This window comes from Halomonas sp. Ps84H-12, assembly GCF_024124725.1.
In the GTDB taxonomy this organism is placed as follows: Bacteria; Pseudomonadota; Gammaproteobacteria; order Pseudomonadales; family Halomonadaceae; genus Vreelandella; species Vreelandella aquamarina.
In genome coordinates this window covers 134,816-157,114 of record NZ_JAMXSJ010000005.1, presented here as the reverse complement: position 1 = coordinate 157,114, position 22,299 = coordinate 134,816, and the positions used below count along the sequence as shown (strand labels likewise).

Below are 22,299 nucleotides of genomic sequence, written 5' to 3'. Positions count from 1 at the left end.
GTTAGCCGGTGCTTCTTCTGCGAGTGATGTCTTTCCTAGCGGGTATTAACCGCTAGGCGTTCTTCCTCGCTGAAAGTGCTTTACAACCCGAGGGCCTTCTTCACACACGCGGCATGGCTGGATCAGGGTTTCCCCCATTGTCCAATATTCCCCACTGCTGCCTCCCGTAGGAGTTCGGGCCGTGTCTCAGTCCCGATGTGGCTGATCATCCTCTCAGACCAGCTACGGATCGTCGCCTTGGTGAGCCGTTACCTCACCAACTAGCTAATCCGACATAGGCTCATCCCATAGCGGGAGCCGGAGCCCCCTTTCTCCCGTAGGACGTATGCGGTATTAGCCTGGGTTTCCCCAGGTTATCCCCCACTATCGGGCAGATTCCTATGCATTACTCACCCGTCCGCCGCTCGTCAGCATCCAGCAAGCTGGATCTGTTACCGCTCGACTTGCATGTGTTAGGCCTGCCGCCAGCGTTCAATCTGAGCCATGATCAAACTCTTCAGTTTAAGATCAATGCGATCCTTACTCGCTGCCCGAAGGCAACAAAAGCGGATCAAACTTGGCTCAAGGTTCAAACGAATTCACTGTGATACTCCGAAGAGTATCCTGGTGTTCGCTTGCCTTGATATTAGGTGATGATTCACCCTCATCGGCAAGCGCCCACATGAATTACCTGATCAAATTGTTAAAGAGCTTTTCGAAGGGCGTCGCCGTTCGATGTGGGCGTATTTTACGCATTTGAATCAGCGCGTCAACACTTTTTTCGCATTAGTACTCTGACCGAGAAAGCCTCACATAAAGACTTAACATTTGACCCAGCGCAACCTTCCAGAATCGGCCCTTTTTTAAGCTAATACTCACGTCACACCACCGCTAATTGTCGGCGTGTCGTTAAAAAAGAGCCAGATGAGAGAGGGAACTATGCGTAACAAATATGAAGTGATTTCAGCGCTCGGCGCCACTCTATTGCTTTCTGCTAGCGCAGCGCAGGCAAGCGATGGCCTAGATGAGTATCGCCAGAGGTTTGAGCCTTTACCACACCTACCACCATTACCTGCCACTAACTCCCAGACAGAGGAAAAAGTTGAGCTGGGTAATATGCTGTTCTTTGAACCGCGCATTTCCTCTAGCGGGGTTATTAGCTGTGCCACCTGTCATAACCCTGCGTTGGGATGGTCAGACCGCATACCTCGCGCCGTTGGCCATAACGGCCAAGTTGGCGAGCGCAATACGCCCACTGTACTCAACAGTGGATTTTTAGATGCACAGTTTTGGGACGGTAGAGAACCCGACCTTGAAGCACAAGCATTAGGACCCATCCAAGCAGACGTTGAGATGGCGATGCAGCTAGAGCATGCCTTGGAGCGCCTAGCTGAATTTGAACGGTACCAAGATAAATTTTCAGCCGCATACCCTGATCAAGAAGACCCGATCAACGCTGATAATTTAGGACAAGCATTAGCCGCTTTCCAGCGAACGCTCAACACCCCGGATGCGCCCTTTGATCGCTATTTAAGAGGGGACATGGACGCGATTAGCGAACAAGCGAAAAACGGCATGGTAGCTTTTGTTAATAATGGCTGCATTGCCTGCCATCGCGGCGCCAACTTTACCGATAGTCAGTTCCACGCCATTCAGGTGCCGGGGTCGACAGATTTGGGTCGCTACGTGGTGACCGGCGAAGAAAGAGACAAGTACCGCTTCCGCACCCCCACCTTGCGTAATGTCGGCGTCACTTACCCGTACATGAACAATGGTGCCACCGAAACGCTCGAAGAAGCCGTGGCCATTATGGGCCAGGAAATGCTGGGACGTGAGTTTGACGAACCCACCATTGATAACATCACGGCATTTCTGCACTCCCTGACAGGTGAAATGCCCGATTTCGAGGTGCCCGCTCTACCCTGATGCACTATGCCGCCGCCCATAGGGGCGGCAGCAGGCTGTATCAGGCTGCTTCCAGGCGCTTCAACAGTTCGGCGCGCCGCGCGTCGCTGACGAAGGCTTCTTCCATGGCATTGCGATTCAGCCATTTGAAGGTATCTTCTCCCCAGCCAAAGGCATCGGCACAGGCGATATGATTTTCGAGCAGCCCACCACCAAAATAGGCAGGATCGTCAGAGCTGATGGTGACCTTCAGACCCGCTTCCAACAACGCCGGTAGCGGATGCTGATCCAATTGATCGACCACTTTCAGGCTGACATTGGAGAGCGGGCACACGGTCAGTACCGTCTGGGACTCCTTGAGACGCTGCACGACGTCTTCGCTTTCGAGACAGCGCACACCGTGGTCGATGCGCTGAACGTCCAACAGGTCCAGGGCTTGCGTAATGTAAGCGGCAGGCCCCTCCTCGCCCGCATGAGCCACACGCACCAGCCCAAGCTCCTTGGCGCGCGCAAACAGGGCCTGAAACTTCTCGGGCGGGTTGTCACGCTCGGCGCTGTCCAGGCCAATGGCATCCAGCATTTTCCAGTAGGGTGCCGCCTGCTCGAGAACGTGCAGTGCCTCGTCGGCTGGACGATCCCTCAGAAAGGCCATGATCATACCCACTGAAAGGTCTAGCTGGCTCTCGGCCTCCTGTTTGGCCCTGAGCAGTCCCGCCATGACCACCTCCAAAGGTACACCACGCTGCAGATGCGCCTGAGGGTCGAAGTGCATATCGATATGCAGCACGCCTTCCGAACGGGCACGCTTGAAATAATCCATGGCCAGGTCATAGAAGTCCTGTTCGCTGCGTAAGACGTTCATGCCCTGGTAATAAAGATTCAGAAACCCTTGCAGGTCTTTGAAATCGTAAGCTGCCTTGGCCTCTTCGACCGTGGCATAGGGGAGTTCGATGCCGTTACGTTCCGCCAGTTGGAACATCAGTTCCGGCTCGAGAGAACCTTCGATATGCAAGTGAAGCTCAGCCTTGGGAAGGTACCGTAAAAAGTCGTTCATGGTCGCCGCCTACTTGCCGATTCGGTGAATATCAAAATGAAGTATCGTGAATTAACTTACCACCATCAAGCCGCCATTGATAAGCCAAACCCGGCACCAGAGCCGCATCATCCACTTGATGAACAAAGAAAATCGCCGTACGGCCTACCAACCAGGCGTCCAGCGAGGCCGCCACGTGCCGGGCGGTTGCCGCATCCACTCCCGCGAAGGGCTCATCCAGCAATACCACCGAGGGCGAGCGTAAGAGCAGCCTCGCCAACGCCACTCTGCGCGCCTGCCCGTCTGAAAGCTGCTGCCCTCTTTCACCCACCTGAGTCGCCAACTGACGAGGCTGGCGTTTCGCCCAGTCCGAGAGAGCGACCTGGGCAAGCACCTGCCAAAGCTCTTCGTCTGTCGCATCAGGCTTGGCGATCCGCAGGTTATCGGCCAGCGATCCATCGAACAGGTCTATTTGCTGGGGGAGGTACCCCATATGTGCTGCACTACTTTCGAGGGTAACGGCAGAGGGTGCATGCTCGGCCACCCACACATCCCCTTCAGTGGGAGAGATACGGCCCATGATCAAATTGGCCAGCGTCGATTTGCCCGAACCCGAAATACCCATGATGGCACCACGTTGACCGGCAGGCAGAGTCAGAGAAACCTGACATATCGCCCAGCCCGCCGCATCAGGATAACGGAACATGACCTCACGCAGTTGCAGGGCATGGCCACCCTCGTCATCCGGAAGCGAGTCCACACGCGTTTGCTCTTGTGTCGCCCGCAGAGCATTCAGCCGCTGAGCCGCCCCGTGGCTGGTGCCAAACCGCACAAACGCGGCGGGCAGGCTGGCCAACACTTCATTGATACCAAACACGGCAATCACGCCCATGACCATGATGGGGCCCACCACGCGCTGCTCGGCCAGTGCCAGACTCCCCAGCCAGAGCACACCGATGATCAACAGCCCCGTTACCGCCATCAGTAGCGCATTTCCCAGCGCGGCCTTCACGGCCAACTGACGCTGGTTATCCAGCGCTTGCTGTTCGTGAGCTCGTATTTTCCTGCGGTACCAGTCACTGGTTCGGTAGCTCATCAGCTCAGCGGACGCCTGTACCTGATCCAACACCAGCCGCCGAAGCTCCTCCTGATCATCCACTTGCCGATGGCTGTTGGTGAAACCCAGCCTGGCAAAGCCCAGGGTGATGACCAGCCACAGCAGCGTCAATACACTGGCCACGACGGCTCCCACCAGCGGCAACCAGATAGCGATGAAGCCTGCAATGATCCAGACACTCAACAAGGCCACTACTGGCGGCACTAGCAGGCGTAGATATAGGCTATCCAGGGCATCGATATCCGCCGTCAGGCGACTCAACCACTCACCGACTCGCCGACGCCGCAACGATGCGTCATCCAGGCGCGTCAAGTCACCAAAGACGCGATAGCGTAAATCCGCCAGCAGCGTCAGCACGGTATTGTGGTTGTAGAGCCGCTCGGTATATCGAGCGACAGTGCGCAGCAAGGCAAAAAAACGAATGCCGCCGCCGGGCACATAAATATCCAGTGATGATGGCAACCCGGCAGCCAACGCAATGCCCGCCAGGGCACACGCCGCAATGAACCAGCCGGACAAACCCAGCAGCGCAAGGCCCGCCAGCAACGTTACCCATACCAGCAGCGCACCCACGAGGAAACGCTGCCTGCGCCTTAACATGAGCGCCAGCCATGGGCTCAGGTCATTGTGCAGAAACTTCATGGCGCCACCTCGTGAAGCTGGCCGTCTCGACACACCCAGTGGCGAGTGGCAACGGCCATCACCGCAGGGTGATGTGTTGCCATGACTAACGTTCGCCCTTCCGCCGACCAGGCCAGCAGTGCGTCGATCACGCTCTTTTCCGTCGCCGAATCAAGGCTGGCCGTGGGCTCATCCAACAACACCAGCGGTGCCTGGCTGAGAAATACCCGAGCCAGGGTCAAGCGCTGCGCCTGACCTCCCGACAAGCCGACCCCGCGCTCCCCTACCACCGTCTCCAGGCCATGAGGCAAGGCAGCCAACAATTCCCCCAGGCCTGCGTTTTCCAGGGCCTCCTGCATGGCAGCCGGTGTCGCATCAGGCGCCGCCAGGCGCAGGTTATCGGCCAACGAGCCTTGAATGATGCAGGGTGATTGATCCAGCCACGCCACTTGCTCGCCCTGGCGGACTCTGCAAGCGCCACGCAGAGGCGCCATAAAACCAGCCATCAGCGACAGCAAGGAAGATTTGCCACTGCCTGACTCTCCGGTAATAACCACCACATCTGCCTGACGTATCGTGGCCGAGACGCCCGTCAAGACCGCCGAGTGCCGACCATAGCCCACCTCGACATTCACCAATTCAATCAGTGCATCTGGTTCGACGGGGGCGTCGAACCGGGTCGGCACCACGTCAGGCTCATCGAGGATGGTCACGATGCTCTCTGCCGCCCCCAGCGCCGCAGCACGGTCGTGATAATGCTGCGAGAGGGTTCGCAAGGGCTGGAAGAACTCCGGAGCCAGTAGCAACACCGCCAGACCGCTGAACAGGGTCAGCGAGGGGGAAGGACCGTAATCGATATAGCCTAACAGACCAAACCCCACGTACATGGCGACGACGGCGATGGCCACCGAGGCAAAAAATTCCAATACCGCTGACGAGAGAAATGCCAGCCTGAGAGTGCGCATGCTCAGGCGGCGATACTGGTCGGTGGCATACCAGACGTCCTGCTGGGCAGCACGCGTATGACCAAATAGCTGCAACGTCGTCATGCCGCGTACGCGGTCGACGAAATGCGCCGAGAGCCTGGCAACGGAAGCAAACTGCTCCTTGTTGAGACGCTCTGCCCCCATGCCGACCAGCGCCATGAACAGCGGAATCAATGGCGCAGAGAGCAGCAAGAAGATGGCCACCAGATAATCGAGCCAGCCCACCACGACGGCTATTAGCAGTGGCAGTAACAGCACGATGCGCATTTGCGGGAGGAAACGCGCGAAATAGCCATCGAGGGCTTCGATGTGCTCGACCGACTGGGTCGCCAGGGCACCGCTCTGCTGCCGCGTCATCCAGACCGGGCCTAGCGCGGCGACCTTGTTCAAGACCTGCTCCCGAGCATACTGACGGATGCGCAAGCTGGCAGTTGCACTCAACGACTCTTGTAGGGCAAGAAACAGTGAGCGCAACGCCACGGCGACCACCAGGCCGAGCAGCACGGGCACCAGCGTGACAGGTGAGCGGCCATGAACGACCAGTTGCTCGATCGACCACGCCAACCCGACCACCAGCAAGATCGTCTGAGCGCCGGACAGCACGCCGAAGCACGCCGCCAGCGCCAGCCGAGCACGCTCACGACGAGCCAGCGTGCTCAGCCAACGGCGCGGCGTCAACGAATTTGACTGGGCCGCAGGAGGGGGCATGAATCAGTGGTACCCCTCTCCTACACGCACCTTGCCGCGGAAGACCCAGTAGGTCCAGGCGGTGTAGGTCAGGATGATCGGAATGACGAACAGCACACCGATCAGCAGGAACAGCTGAGATTCAGGAGCGGAAGCGGCATCCCACAGCGTGTAGTTGGGGGGCACGATGATGGGCCACTTGCTGACGATCAGCCCCAGGTAAGTGAACACGTAGATGCCGATGGTGGCTACAAAGGGAATGCCCTCGTCACGACGTTTCACGGAGCGATACACCATGAAAGCCGACAGCAGCGCCAATGCCGGGAACACCCAGATCAGTTGCAAATGACCGAACCAGCGCTCCCAGACCACCGGATTCACGAACGGAGTCCAGATGCTGATGATACCGAAGACGCCCAGTACCAGCGCCAACAGCAGCGGGGTGATCTTGTACGCCCACTCCTGAATGTGGCCCTCGGATTTCAAGATCAGCCAGGTGGCTCCCAGTAACGCATAACCTGCCATCAGGCCGAAGCCGGTCAGTACCGAGAATGGCGTCAGCCAATCGAAAGCGCCACCTGCAAAGGCAAAGTTTTCGACATGAAACCCCTGAATGTAAGCACCAACCACCGCCCCTTGAGCGAAAGCGGCCACGCCGGAGCCCCAGCAGAAGGCGCGGTTCCACCAGCGACGATTGCGCCGGGACTTGAAGCGGAACTCGAAGGCCACACCCCGGAAAACAAGCCCCGCCAGCATCAAGAACACACCAATATAGAGTGCGGGCAGGAAGACCGAATAGACCAGCGGGAAAGCCCCGAGCAAACCGGCACCCGCCAGCACCAGCCAGGTCTCGTTGCCGTCCCAGACCGGCGCCACGGAGTTCATCATCACATCCCGGGCGTCTTCGTCCGGGGCGAAGGGATACAGAATCCCAAGCCCCAGATCGAAACCGTCCATCAGCACGTACATCATCAGTCCGAACCCGATAATGCCTGCCCAAATTATCGTCAGATCAAACATTTCCATGTCTCAGTTCCTCACCGGGTCGACATCGTCATCAAAGGGAGTTTCCGTGGCCGACAGTGGACGCATGGGGCGTCTGAAATTGTCGCCTGCCGCTTCACGCTCTTCCTTGGGCAGCATGCCGTTACGCACCACGCGGGTCAGATAGTAGATACCGGCATAGAACACCACCGCGTACACCAGCACGTAGCCCACCAGCGTAAACAGCGCCATGGGGCCGGTTAGCGAAGGCGTAACGCCTTCCGCATGGGTCATCATGCCGTATACCAGCCATGGGGCACGTCCTGACTCGGTCACGATCCAACCAGCCAGCACGGCGACGAACGGCATGGGGATCATGTACACCAGCGTCTTGAGGAACCCGGTGTGCTGATGGAATTTGCCTTTGCGACGCAGCAACAGTCCTATCAGGGCGGTGGCAATCATCAACAGTCCGATCCCTACCATCACGCGGAACGCCCAGAAGACGATCCAGACCGGTGGCTGCTCTTCAGGAGCAAATTCATTCAGCCCCTGAATAACCCCATCCGTAGAGTGGGTCAGTATGAGACTGGCAAGATTGGGGATACCGATTTCAAAGCGATTGGTTTGCGCTTCCTGGTCCGGAATGGCGAACAGCAGCAACGGAACGTTGCCAGAGGTTTCCCAATGCCCTTCCATGGCCGCCACTTTGGCCGGCTGGTGCTCCAGAGTATTCAAACCATGGAAGTCCCCCACGACCGCCTGGGCTGGCGCCAGAAACAGCAGCAACCAAAGGCACATGGAAAGCGCTCGACGGTTGGCTTCCGGGTCGCGACCACGCAGCAGGAACCAGGCACTCACACCGGCCACCACGAAGCCACCGGTCAGAAAAGATGCCATGGCCATGTGCGCGAAGCGGTAAGGAAAGGAGGGATTGAATATCGCTTCGGTCCAGGAAACCACGTGGAACCGATAGTCGATGAGTTCTACCCCTGCCGGCGTATGCATCCAGCTGTTGGCAGAAAGAATCCAGAACGACGAAATGAAAGTACCGATCGCCACCATGATGGCAGCAAACAGGTGAACCCCTTGTGGCACCTTGCCTCGGCCAAAGAGCAGGACACCGAGGAATGCCGCCTCAAGGAAGAAAGCGGTAACGACCTCGTAGCTGAGCACCGGCCCGAGGAAGTTGGAGGCCGCCTGGGAGAAGTTGCTCCAGTTGGTGCCAAACTGGAAAGACATGACGATCCCGGAGACGACGCCCATTCCGAAAACCACGGCAAACACCTTGGTCCAGAACAGTGCCAGGCGGTCCCAAGCGGGGTTGTTGGTCTTGAAGAACAGCCCATGAAGCAGCGCTATGTAAGACGCCAGACCGATGGTGAAGACCGGAAAAATCGCATGAAACGATACAACGAAGGCGAACTGCATTCGCGATAGTAAAAGGGGGTCGAGTTCCATCACACGCTCCTAAGACCTGGATTAAAATCCCATCAATGGGTGTCACAAGCTTAGTTGAGCCTTAATGGCGCTGCATTTTAGTTATAAGCACTAAGCTTATTCTTTACATGTGTTGTAGTTTAACGTTTCGAGCGCCGTTATACAGCGATAGTTTGCCTGAAAAGCTGTGTCGCATTGACGCATACTCCTCAGACAAACCACCATTTTTCGGTGCAATCGTTTAAGACATCACCACAATGCTGACCATATAGCCTGTGTAGGCGATAAAAATGGCGAAGAGAACACCGCCTTCAACGCGGTTGATACGCCGTGGGCGACCACGCCAAGAAAATGCGAAGAGCACCATCATAAGCGTCATAAAGGTCATGACACTCCAGTCACGCACCAGCACCTCACGACCCACTTCGATAGGTGTGATGACACCCGCCAACCCTACCACGGCCAAACTATTGAACAGATTGGAGCCCACCACGTTGCCCAGCACCATATCGTGCTCTTTACGCCGCAGTGCGCTGATTGAAGAAGCCAGTTCCGGCAAAGAAGTACCTACGGCGACTACGGTTAAACCGATAATTAAATCACTGACTCCGAAAGCTACCGCGATCTCGACAGCTCCCCATACCAGCAGCCGCGAACTGGCAATCAACAGCACCAAGCCAATCAGCGTCCACATGATGGCCTTACCGCGCGACATCGGGTTGCTATCAAGACTTTCGGTCACTTCACCCAACAACGGATCATCCTCCTGACCTCGAGAACGAATAATGCTGATCGCCATAAATATGCCCAGCGCCACTAGCAGCACAATAGCTTCAGCACGGGAAATCCAACCGTCGAAAAGCATATAGCCGGTAAGCAGCATCACCGCTACCAACAGGGGCATTTCTTTACGGATAACACCTGAATGAACAGCTAACGGAGAGATAAGTGCGATAAAGCCCAAAACCAAACCAATATTGGCAATGTTGGAACCGTACGCATTCCCCACCGCCAAGCCTGGGTTGCCTTGCATCGCTGCCAGCACCGACACCATCATTTCCGGTGCAGAAGTACCAAAACCGATTACCAACATACCAATCAGCAGCGGCGACAGCCCCAGCCACCGCGAAGTTGCCGCAGCGCCATCAATAAATTTTTCTGCGCTCCAGATGAGCAGGACCAAGCCTACTACCACAGCAATAAAGGCAAGTAACATTTCAGTTCCTTGATGTCATAATGTTAGGCACTATCGCGGCTGCATCCTTGTCTAACTCTGGTATTTGGTCAAGTACTGTTTGCAAGTAGTTATCAGGTTACCTAGGTTGACACACACGATATACCATCGTATTGGTTCTAACCGTATTATGCACAGAGAGTTTGCTGTTGCCCCATTACGCCTTTATGAAACGGCCTTCGCTGCCGGTTAATACACCCCAGGTTGATTGCTCCCCCCCTGAAACTCGCACCCAGCGAAGGCGTTTGCGTGCGTGCCATGAATGTGACTGGGTATCTGCGCTCCCCCCCCTGAACTCTGGTGAAAAAGCCACCTGCCCTCGCTGCTCGCATGTGTTAGTGAAGCGCCACCGTTATCCTGCTCAGCGCAGTATGGCGCTAGCGTTAGCCTCATTGGTCGCATTAATAGTCGCGGTATCTTTTCCTTTTGTCAGTTTCAGCGTTAGCGGTGTTGGCAACCGCATTGATCTATCGCAGACCGCCACCACGCTGATTGCTTTCCACCAGCCGATAGTAGCTATTGCGGTCATGATGACTATTGTCGTGCTGCCCGCCGTATATCTTGTAAGCGTCGTCTGGCTTCAGTTTGGCTTACTGCAGTCTCGCCCTATGCCTTTTAGCCGTGACATTGCCCGCTCCCTGGCACATCTAACCCCATGGATGATGGCCGATGTATTCATCATCGGCGCACTGGTAAGCTTAATTAAAGTTGCTGGCATGGCGCAGATTGAACTTGGCATCTCCTTTTGGGCATTCTGCTTGTTCGCCATACTGTTATTAATGACGGTGCAGTCCATTGACGCTGACTGGATGTGGTTCTCATTGGAAGGCGAACCCCTTGCTCCTGAAGGCACGCTCACTGGCACCACCGCTGCTAGCCAGCATGTCACTGGCTGCCCTACCTGCGGATTGATTAATCGCATTCAGTATGGAAAAGAACGCTGTGTTCGCTGCCATGAAAAACTGCATAAGCGCCTACCACATAGCTTACAGCGCACCTGGGCGCTTCTCTTTGCAGCTAGCATCATGTATATACCCGCCAACCTTTACCCCATCATGACCACTACCAGTTTAGGCAGCTCAGCACCCTCCACTATCGTTGGCGGCGTTGTCCAGCTCATTCAAATGGGGTCCTGGCCGGTGGCTGCGGTGATTTTTATCGCCAGTGTGATTGTGCCTGTTGGCAAACTGGTGGCACTCGCATGGCTATGCTTGATGATTAAGCGCAGCAACGAGCTCAACGCACAGAGCCGTACCCGCCTCTATCGATTAACTGAATTTATTGGACGCTGGTCAATGGTTGACGTATTTGTCGTGGCCATTTTGGTCGCCCTCATCCGCGCTGGGTCATTAATGTCGATTACACCAGGTCCTGCCGCGCTAGCTTTTGGTGCCGTCGTAGTGCTCACCATGCTGGCTGCCATGACATTTGACCCTCGTTTAATCTGGGATACCCACACTCCACGCCCTCTTCGCCGTAAAGCGGCCACCAAGGAACCTGTTGATGGCTAATGATTCAACACCTCAGAATACCTCAAACGCTGAAAACAATGAGTTACATAAAGCAAAATCGTCGCCACAAACTCGGCTATCGCCTATTTGGATAGTTCCTTTGGTGGCCGTCATTATTGGGCTGTGGCTGGTTTATGATAACTACTCAAGCCGGGGCACCATGGTGACGCTGACCATGGACAGCGCAGAAGGTATTGAGGCGGGCAGTACGCTGATCCGCAGCCGCAATGTTGAGATTGGCCGCGTACAGAGCGTTCGTTTGTCTGATGACCTGTCTCACGCGGTGATGATGGCTCAAATTCAACCCGAAGCCGAAGCCATGCTCCGCGAAGACAGTCGCTTTTGGGTCGTCAAGCCGCGCATTGGTCGCGAAGGCATCAGCGGCCTGGGCACGGTACTCTCGGGGGCTTATATACAGCTTGAGCCTGGGCAATCAGAGGAGCCTAAGCGGGAGTTTGAGGTAAGCGATCTCCCACCGGTCGCGCCTGCTGGGCAAGCAGGATTACAAATTAGCCTTGTCAGCCAATTAGGCAATTCGCTGCGTGTTGGGGATCCCGTCTCTTATCAAGGTTACACGGTAGGGCGCGTAGAAGACGCTCGCTTCGATGCAGACACACGTACCATGCACCACCAAGTATTTATCGAAGAACCCTACGCCCAGCTCGTGACCGATAGCACCCGCTTCTGGACCGCTAGCGGAGTGGACTTCCGCCTGGATGCTGACGGCGTGCGGGTCAACGTAGAATCGCTGGAAGCTCTGCTGGGTGGCGGTGTCACCTTTGGTGTGCCTGAAGATCTTCCCATGGGTAAGCCGGTAGAAGCCAATACACGTTTTAACCTCTATGCTGATGAAGATACTGCCCGGGAAGGCACATTTAACCGCTATCTAGAGTATGTATTGCTTGTTGATGACACGGTTCGCGGGCTATCACGAGGCGCACCGGTCGAGTTTCGTGGCGTCCGAATTGGTACCGTGGCAGCAGTACCCTGGAATTTTACGGCGCCACAGCCCGATTCGCGGGCTCGTTTCGCCATCCCTGTGCTCATCCGCATCGAACCACAACGCTTAGGGATCGAAAACACCGATATCGACCTGGAGGAGTGGGATAACCGCTTTAAGCGCATGTTCGGCCTAGGCCTTCGGGCATCACTCAAGAATGGCAACCTGTTAACGGGTGCGCTGTTTGTGGACCTTAACTTCCGGCGTGACCTTACCGACGAATACGTCGCGGAAGTTTTCTCCGAGCGGACCGTATTCCCGACGGTAGCGGGCGGTTTTGCACAGATTCAGGCTCAGGTGACTAGCCTGCTTGAAAAACTAAACGCCTTGGAAGTAGAACCTTTGATAGCCGGGCTGGACCGCAACCTGCAAGCTTCTGAAAGTGTACTGAACGAAGTGCGTGCAGTCAGCGCGTCTATCAATCAGTTGCTCAATGATCCAGAAACGCAAGCCATCGGGAGCAACCTCAACGGCACGCTGGAAGAGCTGCGCAGCACCCTTCAAGGGGTCTCGCCTTCATCGCCCGCCTATCAAGAGCTTACCGGCGCCATTGAGCGTTTGGATCGGCTGATGCGTGACCTACAACCGCTCACTCGGACGCTGAACGAGAACCCACGCGCGCTGCTGTTCGACAATTTAGAAACGCAGGACCCGATTCCTCGTGCTCCCCGTTAAGAAGGATTGAACGTCATGTTACGCCGATTACCGCTACTACTGCTGATCATCAGTTTGAGCTTGCTGCTTTCCGCCTGCGCTAGCAGTGTCTCTCCCCCTGCACGCTATATGCTTCCTGCCAGCCCAGCAGTGAACGCACCGGCTAACGCCCAGGCCACACTGCAAGTGCGCACACCTCGACTAGCCCACTATTTAGACGTGGACGGGATTGTGATGCAGTTAGACGACATCACGTTAAACGAAGCGCGGGAGCACCAGTGGGCGGAGGGTATTGGGCGCCAGCTTGAACGCGCCTTACGGGCCGAATTGGCAGATCAGTTACCCAGCGTGCAAGTGGTACGAGCAGAAGGTAGCAGCCCTGGGGCGCTCACCCTGTCCATGGAAGTGGATCAATTCCAAGGCCGCTTTGACGGTGTCGCGGTAGCCAGCGGCCAGTGGCAGCTTCGAGATACCGATGGCGAGTTGCTCGCACTCAAAAGCTTCACTGCAGAAACCACTCTTGAACAGGATGGCTACCCTGCCCTGGTCCGTTCGTTGGGCGAAAGCTGGGAGAGTGTTGCTGCACAAATTGCTCAGCAGGTTCGACAAGGCGGCTACTTCTAAACCTTTATTGCAATCGCTAGGGGAACAGCATTGGTGTGAGACTTTCGTGCTACACTCTTTGCCAATAAATGACATCACTGTCAGCGCTACCCTGTCACCCCCTTGTTATGCCTGGTATGGCGTTACAAGACGTATAAATGCCCGTCGCGGCACAGCGTATTATCTGGCAAACTTCGCTGCCGCGACGGTGTACCATCCTCGCTTTTTGAACATTACGCCTAGCAACGCCGCCGAGCTAGTGGCGCCGATTGCTATGCGATTGCGGAGAACGCATGAGTTTTTCTGATCTTGGTCTGCATGACGATTTATTGCGCGCGGTAACTGCGCAGGGCTATACACAGCCTACGCCTATTCAACAACAGGCCATCCCCATCGTTCTTGAAGGTCGCGACCTTCTTGCCAGCGCACAAACCGGTACCGGCAAAACCGCTGGCTTTACGCTACCGATGCTACAGCGCTTGGCAAATGGCAAACGCCCTGGCAAACGCCAGGTTCGCGCACTGGTCCTCACACCCACCCGCGAACTGGCTGCACAAGTGGGGGAAAGCGTGGCTGCTTATGGGCAGCACCTCTCACTACGTTCACACATTATTTTTGGTGGCGTGGGCCAGCAGCCCCAAGTCGACGCTTTAAGAGCCGGCCTGGACATTCTAGTAGCCACCCCTGGGCGCTTGCTTGATTTGCACCAGCAAGGGCATGTCGACCTCTCCGCCATTGAAATTCTGGTGTTAGATGAAGCCGACCGTATGCTAGACATGGGCTTTATCCACGATATCAAACGGCTATTGCGTCTGGTGCCGAAACAGCGCCAAAACCTGCTGTTTTCTGCCACTTTCTCTAACGAGATCCAAACGCTGGCCCAGCAACTGCTGAATAACCCTGCCCTCATCGAAGTGGCTCCACGCAACACCACGGCAGAAAAAATTGAGCAGGCCATCTACCGCGTTGATCGCGACAAAAAACGCGATCTATTGGCCCATCTGATCCAGCGCCACAACTGGTTCCAGGTGCTGGTGTTTACCCGCACCAAGCATGGCGCTAACCGGCTCGCTGAACAGCTCTCCAAGCAGGATATTCCCGCGATGGCGATCCATGGCAACAAAAGCCAAGGAGCACGTACTCGGGCGCTGGGTGCTTTCAAGAGCGGCGACCTACAAGTGCTGGTAGCCACCGATATTGCGGCACGCGGGCTAGATATTAATGAACTTCCTCACGTGGTGAATTTCGATCTGCCCAACGTGGCTGAAGACTATGTCCACCGTATTGGGCGCACAGGGCGCGCGGGTAGCAATGGCGAAGCGGTGTCTTTGGTGTGTGTCGATGAACACGGCCTACTCAAAAACATTGAGCGCCTGATTAATCAAACGCTGCCGAAACATATTGAGCCAGGCTTTGAGCCAGACCCCAACGCCAAGCCAGAACCGATCGAGAATGGCCGCCGCGGCCAGCGCCAGCCAAGGGCTAACCGCAAGCCTGGCGGCCAAGCTGCCAATGCTGGTGGCGAGCGCCGCCGTCGCACTCGCCGGTAGCCCGAACGCCCGGAATATGCGAAGGTAGCGCCTCGCTTATTCCGGCGTTTTTGCTGAATTAATTCATGGAGTGATTATGGCGTCTTCACAACTCATGGCAGATTATCGTCAATGGCTGACTTTTCAGCGTCAGGAGCAACTCAGCCGCGAGCATCAAGGTATTTCTCAGCGCCTAGAGGACGCCCGCGCCTCAGCTAATCAGGTCTTGCAGGCCTATCGCAGCATGGCTGAAAAAGCCTCAAACGAAGGTGCCTGTTATCGCACTCTGTTTTTACGCGAACGCGATAACGCCTCACTCCCCTGTGAAGGTTGGTTATTTGTACGGCGCGTACTAAGCGAAGGCAACAGCACCCGCGTTCGGGTCACACTATTGGAAACTTTTACCCTAGAAGATGGCATCATCGCGCCAGGTGATAAACCGGCACGCAAGCTAACGCTGGAAATTTACGACAAGCTTGATATCAATAAAGGCATGCGTACCCAGGCACGTGTTGATTGCTTGGATACCACGCAAGATTATCACTTCATCACCTTGCTAGATGCGGTGCGAGGCGACCTTCGCCCCTACTTAAAATAAGCGCCGCTTCATGATCTCACGCCACGCTTGCCGATTCATTTTGCTGATGTTTATGGTGGGGCTAAATTTACGCCCTGCCATGTCCTCGGTCGCCCCCCTGCTAAGTCGGCTGCAAGAAAATGCGGGGCTTTCCGCCTCAGCGGCGGGCTTGCTAACCACGCTCCCCGTTCTTTTTCTTGGCTTAACCGCCCCCTTGGCACCAATGATTGGCAACCGTATAGGGAGTGAGCGTGCACTTAGTGCCGCATTACTCCTGCTGGCCAGCGGCTTGCTGTTACGGGTTTTGCCTTTTCCTGGATTGCTTTATCTAGGTACCGCCATGGCCGGTAGTGCTATTGGCTTGGCGGGCACGCTGTTACCCGCGCTAGTCAAGCGTGAGCTGCCTCAAAATGCGGATTTGCTCACCGGGCTCTACACCATGGCACTCTGCTTGGGGGGCGCTCTAGGCGCTGGGCTCAGCGTGCCGTTAATGCAGTGGCTGGGCAACTGGCAAGCCAGCCTAGTCAGTTGGTCACTGCTCGCACTAGCTACACTCATCGTATGGATCAGCTATGCACCATCTCCTGCGCCAAAACCAACGCTTAACCTGCCCACCGGCATCCCCCTCGTGTCGCTACTCAGGCAGCCGCTAACCTGGCAGGTGATGCTCTTTATGGGCATTCAATCTTCCATGGCATATATCGTTTTCGGCTGGCTGCCAACTCTTCTGATTGAGCGCGGATACAGCGAGGCAACCGCTGGCTGGACGATGGCCGTTTCCATTATGTGCCAACTGGTCTCAGCACTGAGTGCGCCTTGGATTGCGCGATTGCATCACGACCAGCGCCCGGCCCTGCTGTTGGTATTGGTATGTACCGCCCTAGGGCTTGTCATGCTGTTAGCCGCTCCGTTGGCATGGCGATGGCCCGGTGCCGTGTTGCTGGGGCTTGGGCAAGGTGGAAGTTTTAGCCTTGCATTAAGCTTATTGGTACTGCGAACCGCGAACGAACGCCTTGCAGGCCAGCTTTCTGGCTTGGTGCAAGGGGGCGGCTATACCCTGGCCGCACTGGGGCCCTTTGGGGTTGGTCTGATGCTCCAAGCCGGTGCTACCACGCAGCATATTGCTTGGCTACTGATTGGATTGATCGGCGTTTGCTGCGGCTTTGCGTTCTTTGCGGGACGCAAACGGCAGCTTGATGACCAAAGCGGCCAACTACAGGTATATCACCGCTAACTACTTCTTAGCTTTCAACAGGATACAGCGATGAGCCAGGCTCCTCTCCTTGCAGATGCTCAAAGCAGCCAAGAGCGGTTGCTTGTGATTTACACCGGCGGCACGATCGGCATGCAGCCTCAGGCTAACGGGCTCTCACCTGCCGGTGATTTTCCTAAACGCTTGGCCAGCGCACTGAGCCAGCTGCCGTTGCGGGACCAACAAATGCTCCCTGCTTATGATGTCATCAGCTACTCACCTCTGATTGATTCCAGCGCGGCGACCCCAATAACATGGCAGCAGTTAGCCGCCGACATCGCCGAGCGCTTTACAGAGCATCGTGGTTTTGTGGTAATTCACGGTACCGACACGCTAAGTTGGACCGCCGCTAGCTTAGCCTACCAATTGCAGGGCTTAGATAGGCCTGTGGTGTTGACGGGTGCCATGGCTCCCCTAGAGGCTCCTAACAGCGATGCCTTACAAAATCTCTACGGCGCTCTACGATTTGCTGCCCATCCCGAACTGCAGGAAGTGGCCATTTATTTTGCCAACCGCCTGCTCAGAGGCACGCGCGCCATCAAACAGCACAGCGAGGCTGTCGAGGCGTTTTCATCACCCAGCTACCCACTGCTGGGCGAGCGCATCGGCGACGACTTTATTCTGTTCCCCAGCCGCGGCTTGTCTTACCAGCAGCGCGGGGCTCCGCGCTTTGAGCTGGTGGACTACCAGCCTGTCGCCAATGGCGAGGTGGTTCGCATTACCCTATGGCCTGGCATAGCGCCCTGGCAATTAGAGGCGTGGCTTAGCCATCCAAACGTGAAAGGCGCGCTGCTACAGCTATGGGGCGCAGGCAACTTACCGGATAATCCCGCACTACTAGAGGTGATTGCCAAGGCGAGCGGAGAAGGCAAACTCATCGCCGCCATCAGCCAATGCCCACAAGGAAGTGTGCATATGGGAGCTTATGCAGCAGGGCACGGTCTCAACAATGCTGGGGTGCTATCCGGCGATGACATGACGCCCGAGGCCGCCTACACCAAACTGGTGCATGTACTAGCGCAACCAATTTCATTAGAGGATCAGAGGCGACGGTTTTTAACGACGCTAGTGGGCGAACGTTAAATGATCTAGCCAGTACTACACTGGCATAGTGGATTATTCCCGCTATGGTTAAACAATGTCCTTAACGTGTATTAACCACCCACTGGATAGGAAGCCACTTATGGATCAACCGGTACATCACTTTAGCGAACTATTTGAGCAGTTAGGGTTACGCTCGGATGCTGAATCCATCGAACGCTTTATTCAGCGGCACTCACCGCTGCCAAAGGAGATGCCACTGGCAGACGCCCCCTGCTGGAATGAGGGCCAAGCTGATTTTCTACGCGAAGCAGTTGAAGAAGATGCCGACTGGGCCGAGGTCGTCGATCATCTGGATGCCTCGATGCACAAAGCCGAATAGGCCTTCGCATCACGCCTGCTCCTGCGCCGCTTCCAGGCGGCGCCGGTACCAGGCCCCCGCCAGCAACAAAGCCGTCAACGCCAGAAGCGGCAGCAGTACGTCCATCTGCAGCGGGTCTTCTTCTTCGATGGCTTCCAGCGCACCGTAAATGGCACTGCTGTAGACAGCCCATTTCACGGCCAGCCCCAAGGCTGCAGCCAGCAGATAACGCCCCAGGGCAATATGCCCCAAGCCTGCCGCAAAATTGATCACTGAATGTGGAAAGCCCGGCAACACACGCATGGCACATTGCGTCAGCAGATCGCTACGCGCTTTCAGCGTGTCCATGACCTTGAGGGTCAGCCCCTTGGGCTGCCAACGCTCGCCGACCCGTGCAGCAAGCAGATAGGCTCCCCAGGCACCCGCGACGCTGCTGATGGTCAACATCACCGTAGCGACCAAGGGGGGATAAAAGGGGGCAATCAACCACAGTCCAATACTGCCAGGCAAGCCAATCGCCAGGGTGACCGCCATGGTCAGCATGACCGTCACCACGACCACGGGATGATGAGACATGGTCGCGGCCCAGCGTTTCACCGCCATCAGGTCCGGAGAGTACCAAAGCCATATGTAGGCCAGCATGGCAGCCACCGCAAACGCGGCCGCCCAACGCCAGGAATAGAGAGATAATTTACGCATTGAGGCGTGCTTCAACCCGCTCGAGAATTTGTCGACTGACCTTTCCGACCAGCGGTTTGGCCGCCTTGTTCACCGCTTTTTCCATCAGACGATTGCGGATGTCATAGCTCAGCGTCAGCGACACCTCAGTCCCTTCGGGTACGGCACGCAGCTGATAGCGCCCCTGGTTTTTGACACCTTCCAGGGATTCCCAGGCCAGCACCGTTGGAGGATCGATATCGGTTACCTCCACGTCAAACGCCCAATCCATGCCCACTGCCCGCACGTGCCAGCGGTAGCGGTTTTCGCCAAGACGATCGATCGAGCGTATCAGGTCCGAATAATCCGCAAAATCTTCCACTCGGCGTAACAAGTCAAATACGCGCTCCGGGGAGGCTCTAACGATTTCACTATGTTCTATGGTGGCCATGCGTCCATCTCTAGCGGCTGTAGATGAGTAGCTTATCACGCCAATTCCCTTGGCACACCGGATGCCACCACCCAGAACACTGGTCAGCAAGCGCGGCATTGCGTAAACTGCCCGCCTTCCGGACCGGACCCCGGAACACCGCCCTGCTGCTTGGGCAGGCACGACATAAATTCTCCGACCATGAGTACCCAGCATGTCATCCACTGCATCATCCGGCGCCCAGGCGCCATCCACCGTCGTCATCTACTCCGGCGGCATGGACTCCTATACCGTCCTTCACCGTGCGCTACGCGAGGGCCTCGCTGTCCATGCGCTATCCTTCGATTACGGTCAGCGCCACCGTCGTGAACTGGACGTTGCACGTCAGGTATGTGAGTCCTTGGCCATCCCTCATCAGGTCGTCGATATTCGCGCCATCCACGGGCTGATCGACAACTCGGCATTGACCAACGCTGCGTTGACCATGCCTCAAGGGGAGTACGATGCCGACTCGCTCCACAGCACCGTGGTGCCCAATCGCAACATGATTCTGCTGTCGTTAGCCATTGCCAAGGCAGTCAATATCGGTGCCAGCCGTGTGGATTATGGCGCCCACGGCGGCGATCACATCCTATATCCCGACTGCCGCCCCGAGTTTGTGGAAGCCATGAACCACGTAGCTGGCATTGCCAACTTTGAGCCTGTTGCGCTGCATGCCCCTTACCTGCATGCCAGCAAGGCGGATATTCTTCGCGACGGGCTGAGCATGGGCTTGGATTATCGCCAGACCTGGACCTGCTATGAGGGCCGCGAGCTTGCCTGCGGCCAGTGCGGTAGCTGTCGCGAGCGGTTGGCCGCCTTTGCGGCTAACCACAGCGTCGATCCTCTCGACTACGCCATCGACACTTCACAGGTGGCGCACTGATGTATCACGTTAAAGAAGCCTTCTACACCTTACAGGGTGAAGGCACCCAGGCAGGTCGTGCCAGCGTGTTCTGCCGTTTTACAGGCTGTAATCTTTGGTCAGGCCGGGAAATAGATCGAGCGAACGCAAAATGTACCTTTTGCGACACCGACTTTAACGGTACCGACGGAGTTAATGGCGGCCGGTTTAACACAGCCCAGGCGCTGGCAGAACACATCAAAGCGCTGTGGCCTCAGGAAGCTAACAACGCCGTGCCATACGTGGTATTTACCGGCGGCGAACCGCTGCTACAGCTCGATACCGAGCTCATTGCCACGCTGCATAGCGAAGGCTTCGAAGTGGCAGTGGAAACCAACGGTACGGTGCCCGCTCCTGCGGGCATTGACTGGCTCTGCGTTAGCCCTAAGGGTAGCAACCCGCTAGCGATCACCCAAGGCGATGAGTTGAAACTGGTTTTCCCCCAGGCCGATGCGCCACCGGAGCAGTTTTCTCACCTCGCCTTTAGCCACTTCTTTTTACAGCCGATGGATCTCAGTGCCGTCGCTCAAAAGAGTATTGCCACCGACGGCGCAGCGACCGTTCAGGCCACCACCGCGTACTGCATGGCCAACCCACAGTGGCGGCTGTCACTGCAAACGCACAAAATCGCAGGATTCGAGTAATGGCGCTATTTGTTAATCATCTGACCCATATCGATGTCTCTCTTTGGTGCCCCACGAAAGGGTTGGTTGGCTGTAGCTGGCAAGTGGATGCTCAACTAGAGGGTGAACTAGGCGAGGACGGAATGCTGTTCGACTTCGGTGAAGTAAAGCCGTGGATCAAACGCACCCTGGATAGCGGACTGGACCACACCCTACTGGTGCCCACCCAAGCACCCGGTGTTGAGGTCAGCGAATGCGATGAAGGGCTCTGCATTCGCACCACCACGCCCTACGTGATGGAAGTTCGTGGACCGACAGAGGCATTTACCCTGCTTCCCTGGGCATCGATCACTCTAGAACGGGTGACTCAGCACCTCAGCGCCCAACTCACCGAGCAGCGGCCAGCCAATGTTGAACGCGTGACGCTCACGCTAAGCGATGAGCTTATCAATGGTACTGCCTATGGCTATAGCCATGGATTAAAACGTCATTCGGGTAACTGCCAGCGCATTGCCCACGGGCATCGCTCTCGCCTGCATATCTTCCAGGAACAACAGCGACAGCCGCAGTTGGAACAGCAATGGGGAGCGTGGCTGGATAATCGTTATCTTTTGGAAGAGGCAGATATAGCAGAGCATAGCGAGTCACAGCTCACCTGCCGCTATGAAGCAGCCCAAGGCAGCTTCTCAATCACCTTGCCATCTGAGCGCTGTAGCGTGCTGCCAAAGCCCACGACGGTAGAAAATATTGCCCTCTGGCTGGCCGATCAGATCGCCAAGCAAACGGGGATCGCCACTCACGTATACGCCTTTGAAGGAATCGACAAAGGCGCGACAGCACAAGCGAGCCCATGAGTGAGTTGATCACCAGTGACAGCAGCGCCACATGCCGAGCAGGCTGCGGCGCTTGCTGTATAGCTCCGTCTATTACATCGCCGATACCCGGAATGCCCGAGGGCAAACCGGCGGGGGTGCGCTGCGTTCAACTCGACGCCAACAACTTATGCACGCTGTTTGGCAGCCCGCTGCGCCCGATGGTGTGCGGGCAGTTCGATTATGACCCCACCGTGTGTGGCGAGCACCGCGATGAGGCGCTCGCCACGCTGTCGTGGCTAGAAGAGAGCACTCGCTAA

21 protein-coding genes and 1 rRNA gene are annotated in these 22,299 nt (G+C 56.4%); 13 read left to right on the top strand and 9 right to left on the bottom strand.

Going from position 1 to position 22,299, the window contains the following annotated elements; translation table 11 throughout:
- Window positions 1–503 (bottom strand): 16S ribosomal RNA (locus tag NH344_RS04185); the annotation flags it as partial.
- A gap of 415 nt (window positions 504–918) precedes the next feature.
- Between NH344_RS04185 and NH344_RS04180 the strand changes: the two genes are divergently transcribed.
- Entirely contained in the window at window positions 919–1,905 is a 987-nt protein-coding gene (locus NH344_RS04180) for a cytochrome c peroxidase (RefSeq protein ID WP_253027577.1), read from the top strand.
- Window positions 1,906–1,945: 40 nt separating this feature from the next.
- Here the strand turns inward: NH344_RS04180 and NH344_RS04175 are convergent, their stop codons facing one another.
- The 6 genes from NH344_RS04175 to NH344_RS04150 form a co-directional block, all read right to left on the bottom strand.
- Window positions 1,946–2,938, bottom strand: coding sequence for an adenosine deaminase (locus NH344_RS04175; protein WP_253027576.1), 993 nt, complete (start codon window positions 2,936–2,938; stop codon window positions 1,946–1,948).
- A gap of 31 nt (window positions 2,939–2,969) precedes the next feature.
- Window positions 2,970–4,676, bottom strand: coding sequence for a thiol reductant ABC exporter subunit CydC (gene cydC / locus NH344_RS04170; RefSeq protein WP_253027575.1), 1,707 nt, complete (start codon window positions 4,674–4,676; stop codon window positions 2,970–2,972).
- A complete protein-coding gene (gene cydD, locus NH344_RS04165; RefSeq protein WP_253027574.1) occupies window positions 4,673–6,349 on the bottom strand; it encodes a thiol reductant ABC exporter subunit CydD in 1,677 nt (558 codons plus the stop codon). Before cydD ends, cydC begins: the two co-directional genes overlap by 4 nt.
- A gap of 3 nt (window positions 6,350–6,352) precedes the next feature.
- The gene (gene cydB / locus NH344_RS04160; protein WP_054644964.1) at window positions 6,353–7,354 is read right to left on the bottom strand and encodes a cytochrome d ubiquinol oxidase subunit II; all 1,002 of its coding nucleotides are present in this window, start codon (window positions 7,352–7,354) and stop codon (window positions 6,353–6,355) included.
- A 3-nt stretch (window positions 7,355–7,357) separates the two neighbouring features.
- Window positions 7,358–8,773 carry a cytochrome ubiquinol oxidase subunit I gene (locus NH344_RS04155; RefSeq protein ID WP_062360351.1) on the bottom strand — a complete coding sequence of 472 codons (1,416 nt, stop codon included), beginning with the start codon at window positions 8,771–8,773 and terminating at the stop codon, window positions 7,358–7,360.
- A gap of 220 nt (window positions 8,774–8,993) precedes the next feature.
- Window positions 8,994–9,968 carry a calcium/sodium antiporter gene (locus tag NH344_RS04150; protein ID WP_137093362.1) on the bottom strand — a complete coding sequence of 325 codons (975 nt, stop codon included), beginning with the start codon at window positions 9,966–9,968 and terminating at the stop codon, window positions 8,994–8,996.
- Between the two features lie 185 nt (window positions 9,969–10,153).
- Here NH344_RS04150 and NH344_RS04145 point away from each other — a divergent pair, with 185 nt between their 5' ends.
- The 8 genes from NH344_RS04145 to NH344_RS04110 all read left to right on the top strand — a co-directional run bounded on the left by NH344_RS04145 (window position 10,154) and on the right by NH344_RS04110 (window position 18,535).
- Entirely contained in the window at window positions 10,154–11,497 is a 1,344-nt protein-coding gene (locus NH344_RS04145) for a paraquat-inducible protein A (RefSeq protein ID WP_044628394.1), read from the top strand.
- On the top strand, window positions 11,490–13,172 hold the full coding sequence (gene pqiB / locus NH344_RS04140; RefSeq protein ID WP_044628270.1) for an intermembrane transport protein PqiB: 1,683 nt from the start codon (window positions 11,490–11,492) through the stop codon (window positions 13,170–13,172). The genes NH344_RS04145 and pqiB overlap by 8 nt, the downstream gene beginning before the upstream one ends.
- 15 nt (window positions 13,173–13,187) lie before the next feature.
- Entirely contained in the window at window positions 13,188–13,775 is a 588-nt protein-coding gene (locus NH344_RS04135) for an ABC-type transport auxiliary lipoprotein family protein (protein ID WP_044628271.1), read from the top strand.
- A 272-nt stretch (window positions 13,776–14,047) separates the two neighbouring features.
- Window positions 14,048–15,304, top strand: coding sequence for a DEAD/DEAH box helicase (locus NH344_RS04130; protein WP_044628272.1), 1,257 nt, complete (start codon window positions 14,048–14,050; stop codon window positions 15,302–15,304).
- Window positions 15,305–15,380: 76 nt separating this feature from the next.
- A complete protein-coding gene (locus NH344_RS04125) occupies window positions 15,381–15,881 on the top strand; it encodes a hypothetical protein (protein WP_044628273.1) in 501 nt (166 codons plus the stop codon).
- Window positions 15,882–15,891: 10 nt separating this feature from the next.
- Entirely contained in the window at window positions 15,892–17,094 is a 1,203-nt protein-coding gene (locus tag NH344_RS04120) for an MFS transporter (protein ID WP_044628274.1), read from the top strand.
- Window positions 17,095–17,124: 30 nt separating this feature from the next.
- A complete protein-coding gene (locus NH344_RS04115; protein WP_044628275.1) occupies window positions 17,125–18,195 on the top strand; it encodes an asparaginase in 1,071 nt (356 codons plus the stop codon).
- 100 nt (window positions 18,196–18,295) lie between these two features.
- Entirely contained in the window at window positions 18,296–18,535 is a 240-nt protein-coding gene (locus NH344_RS04110; protein WP_044628276.1) for a DUF2789 domain-containing protein, read from the top strand.
- A gap of 9 nt (window positions 18,536–18,544) precedes the next feature.
- On the opposite strand, the gene NH344_RS04105 is transcribed toward NH344_RS04110, so the two are convergent.
- Together NH344_RS04105 and NH344_RS04100 are read right to left on the bottom strand one after the other, a co-directional pair.
- On the bottom strand, window positions 18,545–19,213 hold the full coding sequence (locus NH344_RS04105) for a VTT domain-containing protein (RefSeq protein WP_052509912.1): 669 nt from the start codon (window positions 19,211–19,213) through the stop codon (window positions 18,545–18,547).
- Window positions 19,206–19,622 (bottom strand): SRPBCC family protein, encoded by a 417-nt coding sequence (locus tag NH344_RS04100; protein WP_039182150.1) that lies wholly within the window; start codon window positions 19,620–19,622, stop codon window positions 19,206–19,208. The genes NH344_RS04105 and NH344_RS04100 overlap by 8 nt, the downstream gene beginning before the upstream one ends.
- Window positions 19,623–19,815: 193 nt before the next feature.
- Here NH344_RS04100 and queC point away from each other — a divergent pair, with 193 nt between their 5' ends.
- The 4 genes from queC to NH344_RS04080 are packed head-to-tail and all read left to right on the top strand — an operon-like array spanning window position 19,816 to window position 22,299.
- Window positions 19,816–20,526: a 7-cyano-7-deazaguanine synthase QueC gene (gene queC, locus NH344_RS04095; RefSeq protein WP_253027573.1), complete on the top strand. Its 711-nt coding sequence runs from the start codon at window positions 19,816–19,818 to the stop codon at window positions 20,524–20,526.
- A complete protein-coding gene (queE, locus tag NH344_RS04090) occupies window positions 20,526–21,188 on the top strand; it encodes a 7-carboxy-7-deazaguanine synthase (protein ID WP_253027572.1) in 663 nt (220 codons plus the stop codon). The genes queC and queE overlap by 1 nt, the downstream gene beginning before the upstream one ends.
- On the top strand, window positions 21,188–22,021 hold the full coding sequence (locus tag NH344_RS04085; protein WP_228219143.1) for a 6-carboxytetrahydropterin synthase: 834 nt from the start codon (window positions 21,188–21,190) through the stop codon (window positions 22,019–22,021). Before queE ends, NH344_RS04085 begins: the two co-directional genes overlap by 1 nt.
- Window positions 22,018–22,299, top strand: coding sequence for a YkgJ family cysteine cluster protein (locus tag NH344_RS04080; protein ID WP_044628280.1), 282 nt, complete (start codon window positions 22,018–22,020; stop codon window positions 22,297–22,299). Before NH344_RS04085 ends, NH344_RS04080 begins: the two co-directional genes overlap by 4 nt.

Excerpts from the sequence above, each read along its gene's own strand:
- NH344_RS04180 (WP_253027577.1), top strand. The coding sequence starts at position 919 with ATGCGTAACAAATATGAAGTGATTTCAGCGCTCGGCGCCACTCTATTG.
- NH344_RS04175 (WP_253027576.1), bottom strand. The coding sequence starts at position 2,938 with ATGAACGACTTTTTACGGTACCTTCCCAAGGCTGAGCTTCACTTGCAT.
- cydC (WP_253027575.1), bottom strand. The coding sequence starts at position 4,676 with ATGAAGTTTCTGCACAATGACCTGAGCCCATGGCTGGCGCTCATGTTA.
- cydD (WP_253027574.1), bottom strand. The coding sequence starts at position 6,349 with ATGCCCCCTCCTGCGGCCCAGTCAAATTCGTTGACGCCGCGCCGTTGG.
- cydB (WP_054644964.1), bottom strand. The coding sequence starts at position 7,354 with ATGGAAATGTTTGATCTGACGATAATTTGGGCAGGCATTATCGGGTTC.
- NH344_RS04155 (WP_062360351.1), bottom strand. The coding sequence starts at position 8,773 with ATGGAACTCGACCCCCTTTTACTATCGCGAATGCAGTTCGCCTTCGTT.
- NH344_RS04150 (WP_137093362.1), bottom strand. The coding sequence starts at position 9,968 with ATGTTACTTGCCTTTATTGCTGTGGTAGTAGGCTTGGTCCTGCTCATC.
- NH344_RS04145 (WP_044628394.1), top strand. The coding sequence starts at position 10,154 with ATGAAACGGCCTTCGCTGCCGGTTAATACACCCCAGGTTGATTGCTCC.
- pqiB (WP_044628270.1), top strand. The coding sequence starts at position 11,490 with ATGGCTAATGATTCAACACCTCAGAATACCTCAAACGCTGAAAACAAT.
- NH344_RS04135 (WP_044628271.1), top strand. The coding sequence starts at position 13,188 with ATGTTACGCCGATTACCGCTACTACTGCTGATCATCAGTTTGAGCTTG.
- NH344_RS04130 (WP_044628272.1), top strand. The coding sequence starts at position 14,048 with ATGAGTTTTTCTGATCTTGGTCTGCATGACGATTTATTGCGCGCGGTA.
- NH344_RS04125 (WP_044628273.1), top strand. The coding sequence starts at position 15,381 with ATGGCGTCTTCACAACTCATGGCAGATTATCGTCAATGGCTGACTTTT.
- NH344_RS04120 (WP_044628274.1), top strand. The coding sequence starts at position 15,892 with ATGATCTCACGCCACGCTTGCCGATTCATTTTGCTGATGTTTATGGTG.
- NH344_RS04115 (WP_044628275.1), top strand. The coding sequence starts at position 17,125 with ATGAGCCAGGCTCCTCTCCTTGCAGATGCTCAAAGCAGCCAAGAGCGG.
- NH344_RS04110 (WP_044628276.1), top strand. The coding sequence starts at position 18,296 with ATGGATCAACCGGTACATCACTTTAGCGAACTATTTGAGCAGTTAGGG.
- NH344_RS04105 (WP_052509912.1), bottom strand. The coding sequence starts at position 19,213 with ATGCGTAAATTATCTCTCTATTCCTGGCGTTGGGCGGCCGCGTTTGCG.
- NH344_RS04100 (WP_039182150.1), bottom strand. The coding sequence starts at position 19,622 with ATGGCCACCATAGAACATAGTGAAATCGTTAGAGCCTCCCCGGAGCGC.
- queC (WP_253027573.1), top strand. The coding sequence starts at position 19,816 with ATGTCATCCACTGCATCATCCGGCGCCCAGGCGCCATCCACCGTCGTC.
- queE (WP_253027572.1), top strand. The coding sequence starts at position 20,526 with ATGTATCACGTTAAAGAAGCCTTCTACACCTTACAGGGTGAAGGCACC.
- NH344_RS04085 (WP_228219143.1), top strand. The coding sequence starts at position 21,188 with ATGGCGCTATTTGTTAATCATCTGACCCATATCGATGTCTCTCTTTGG.
- NH344_RS04080 (WP_044628280.1), top strand. The coding sequence starts at position 22,018 with ATGAGTGAGTTGATCACCAGTGACAGCAGCGCCACATGCCGAGCAGGC.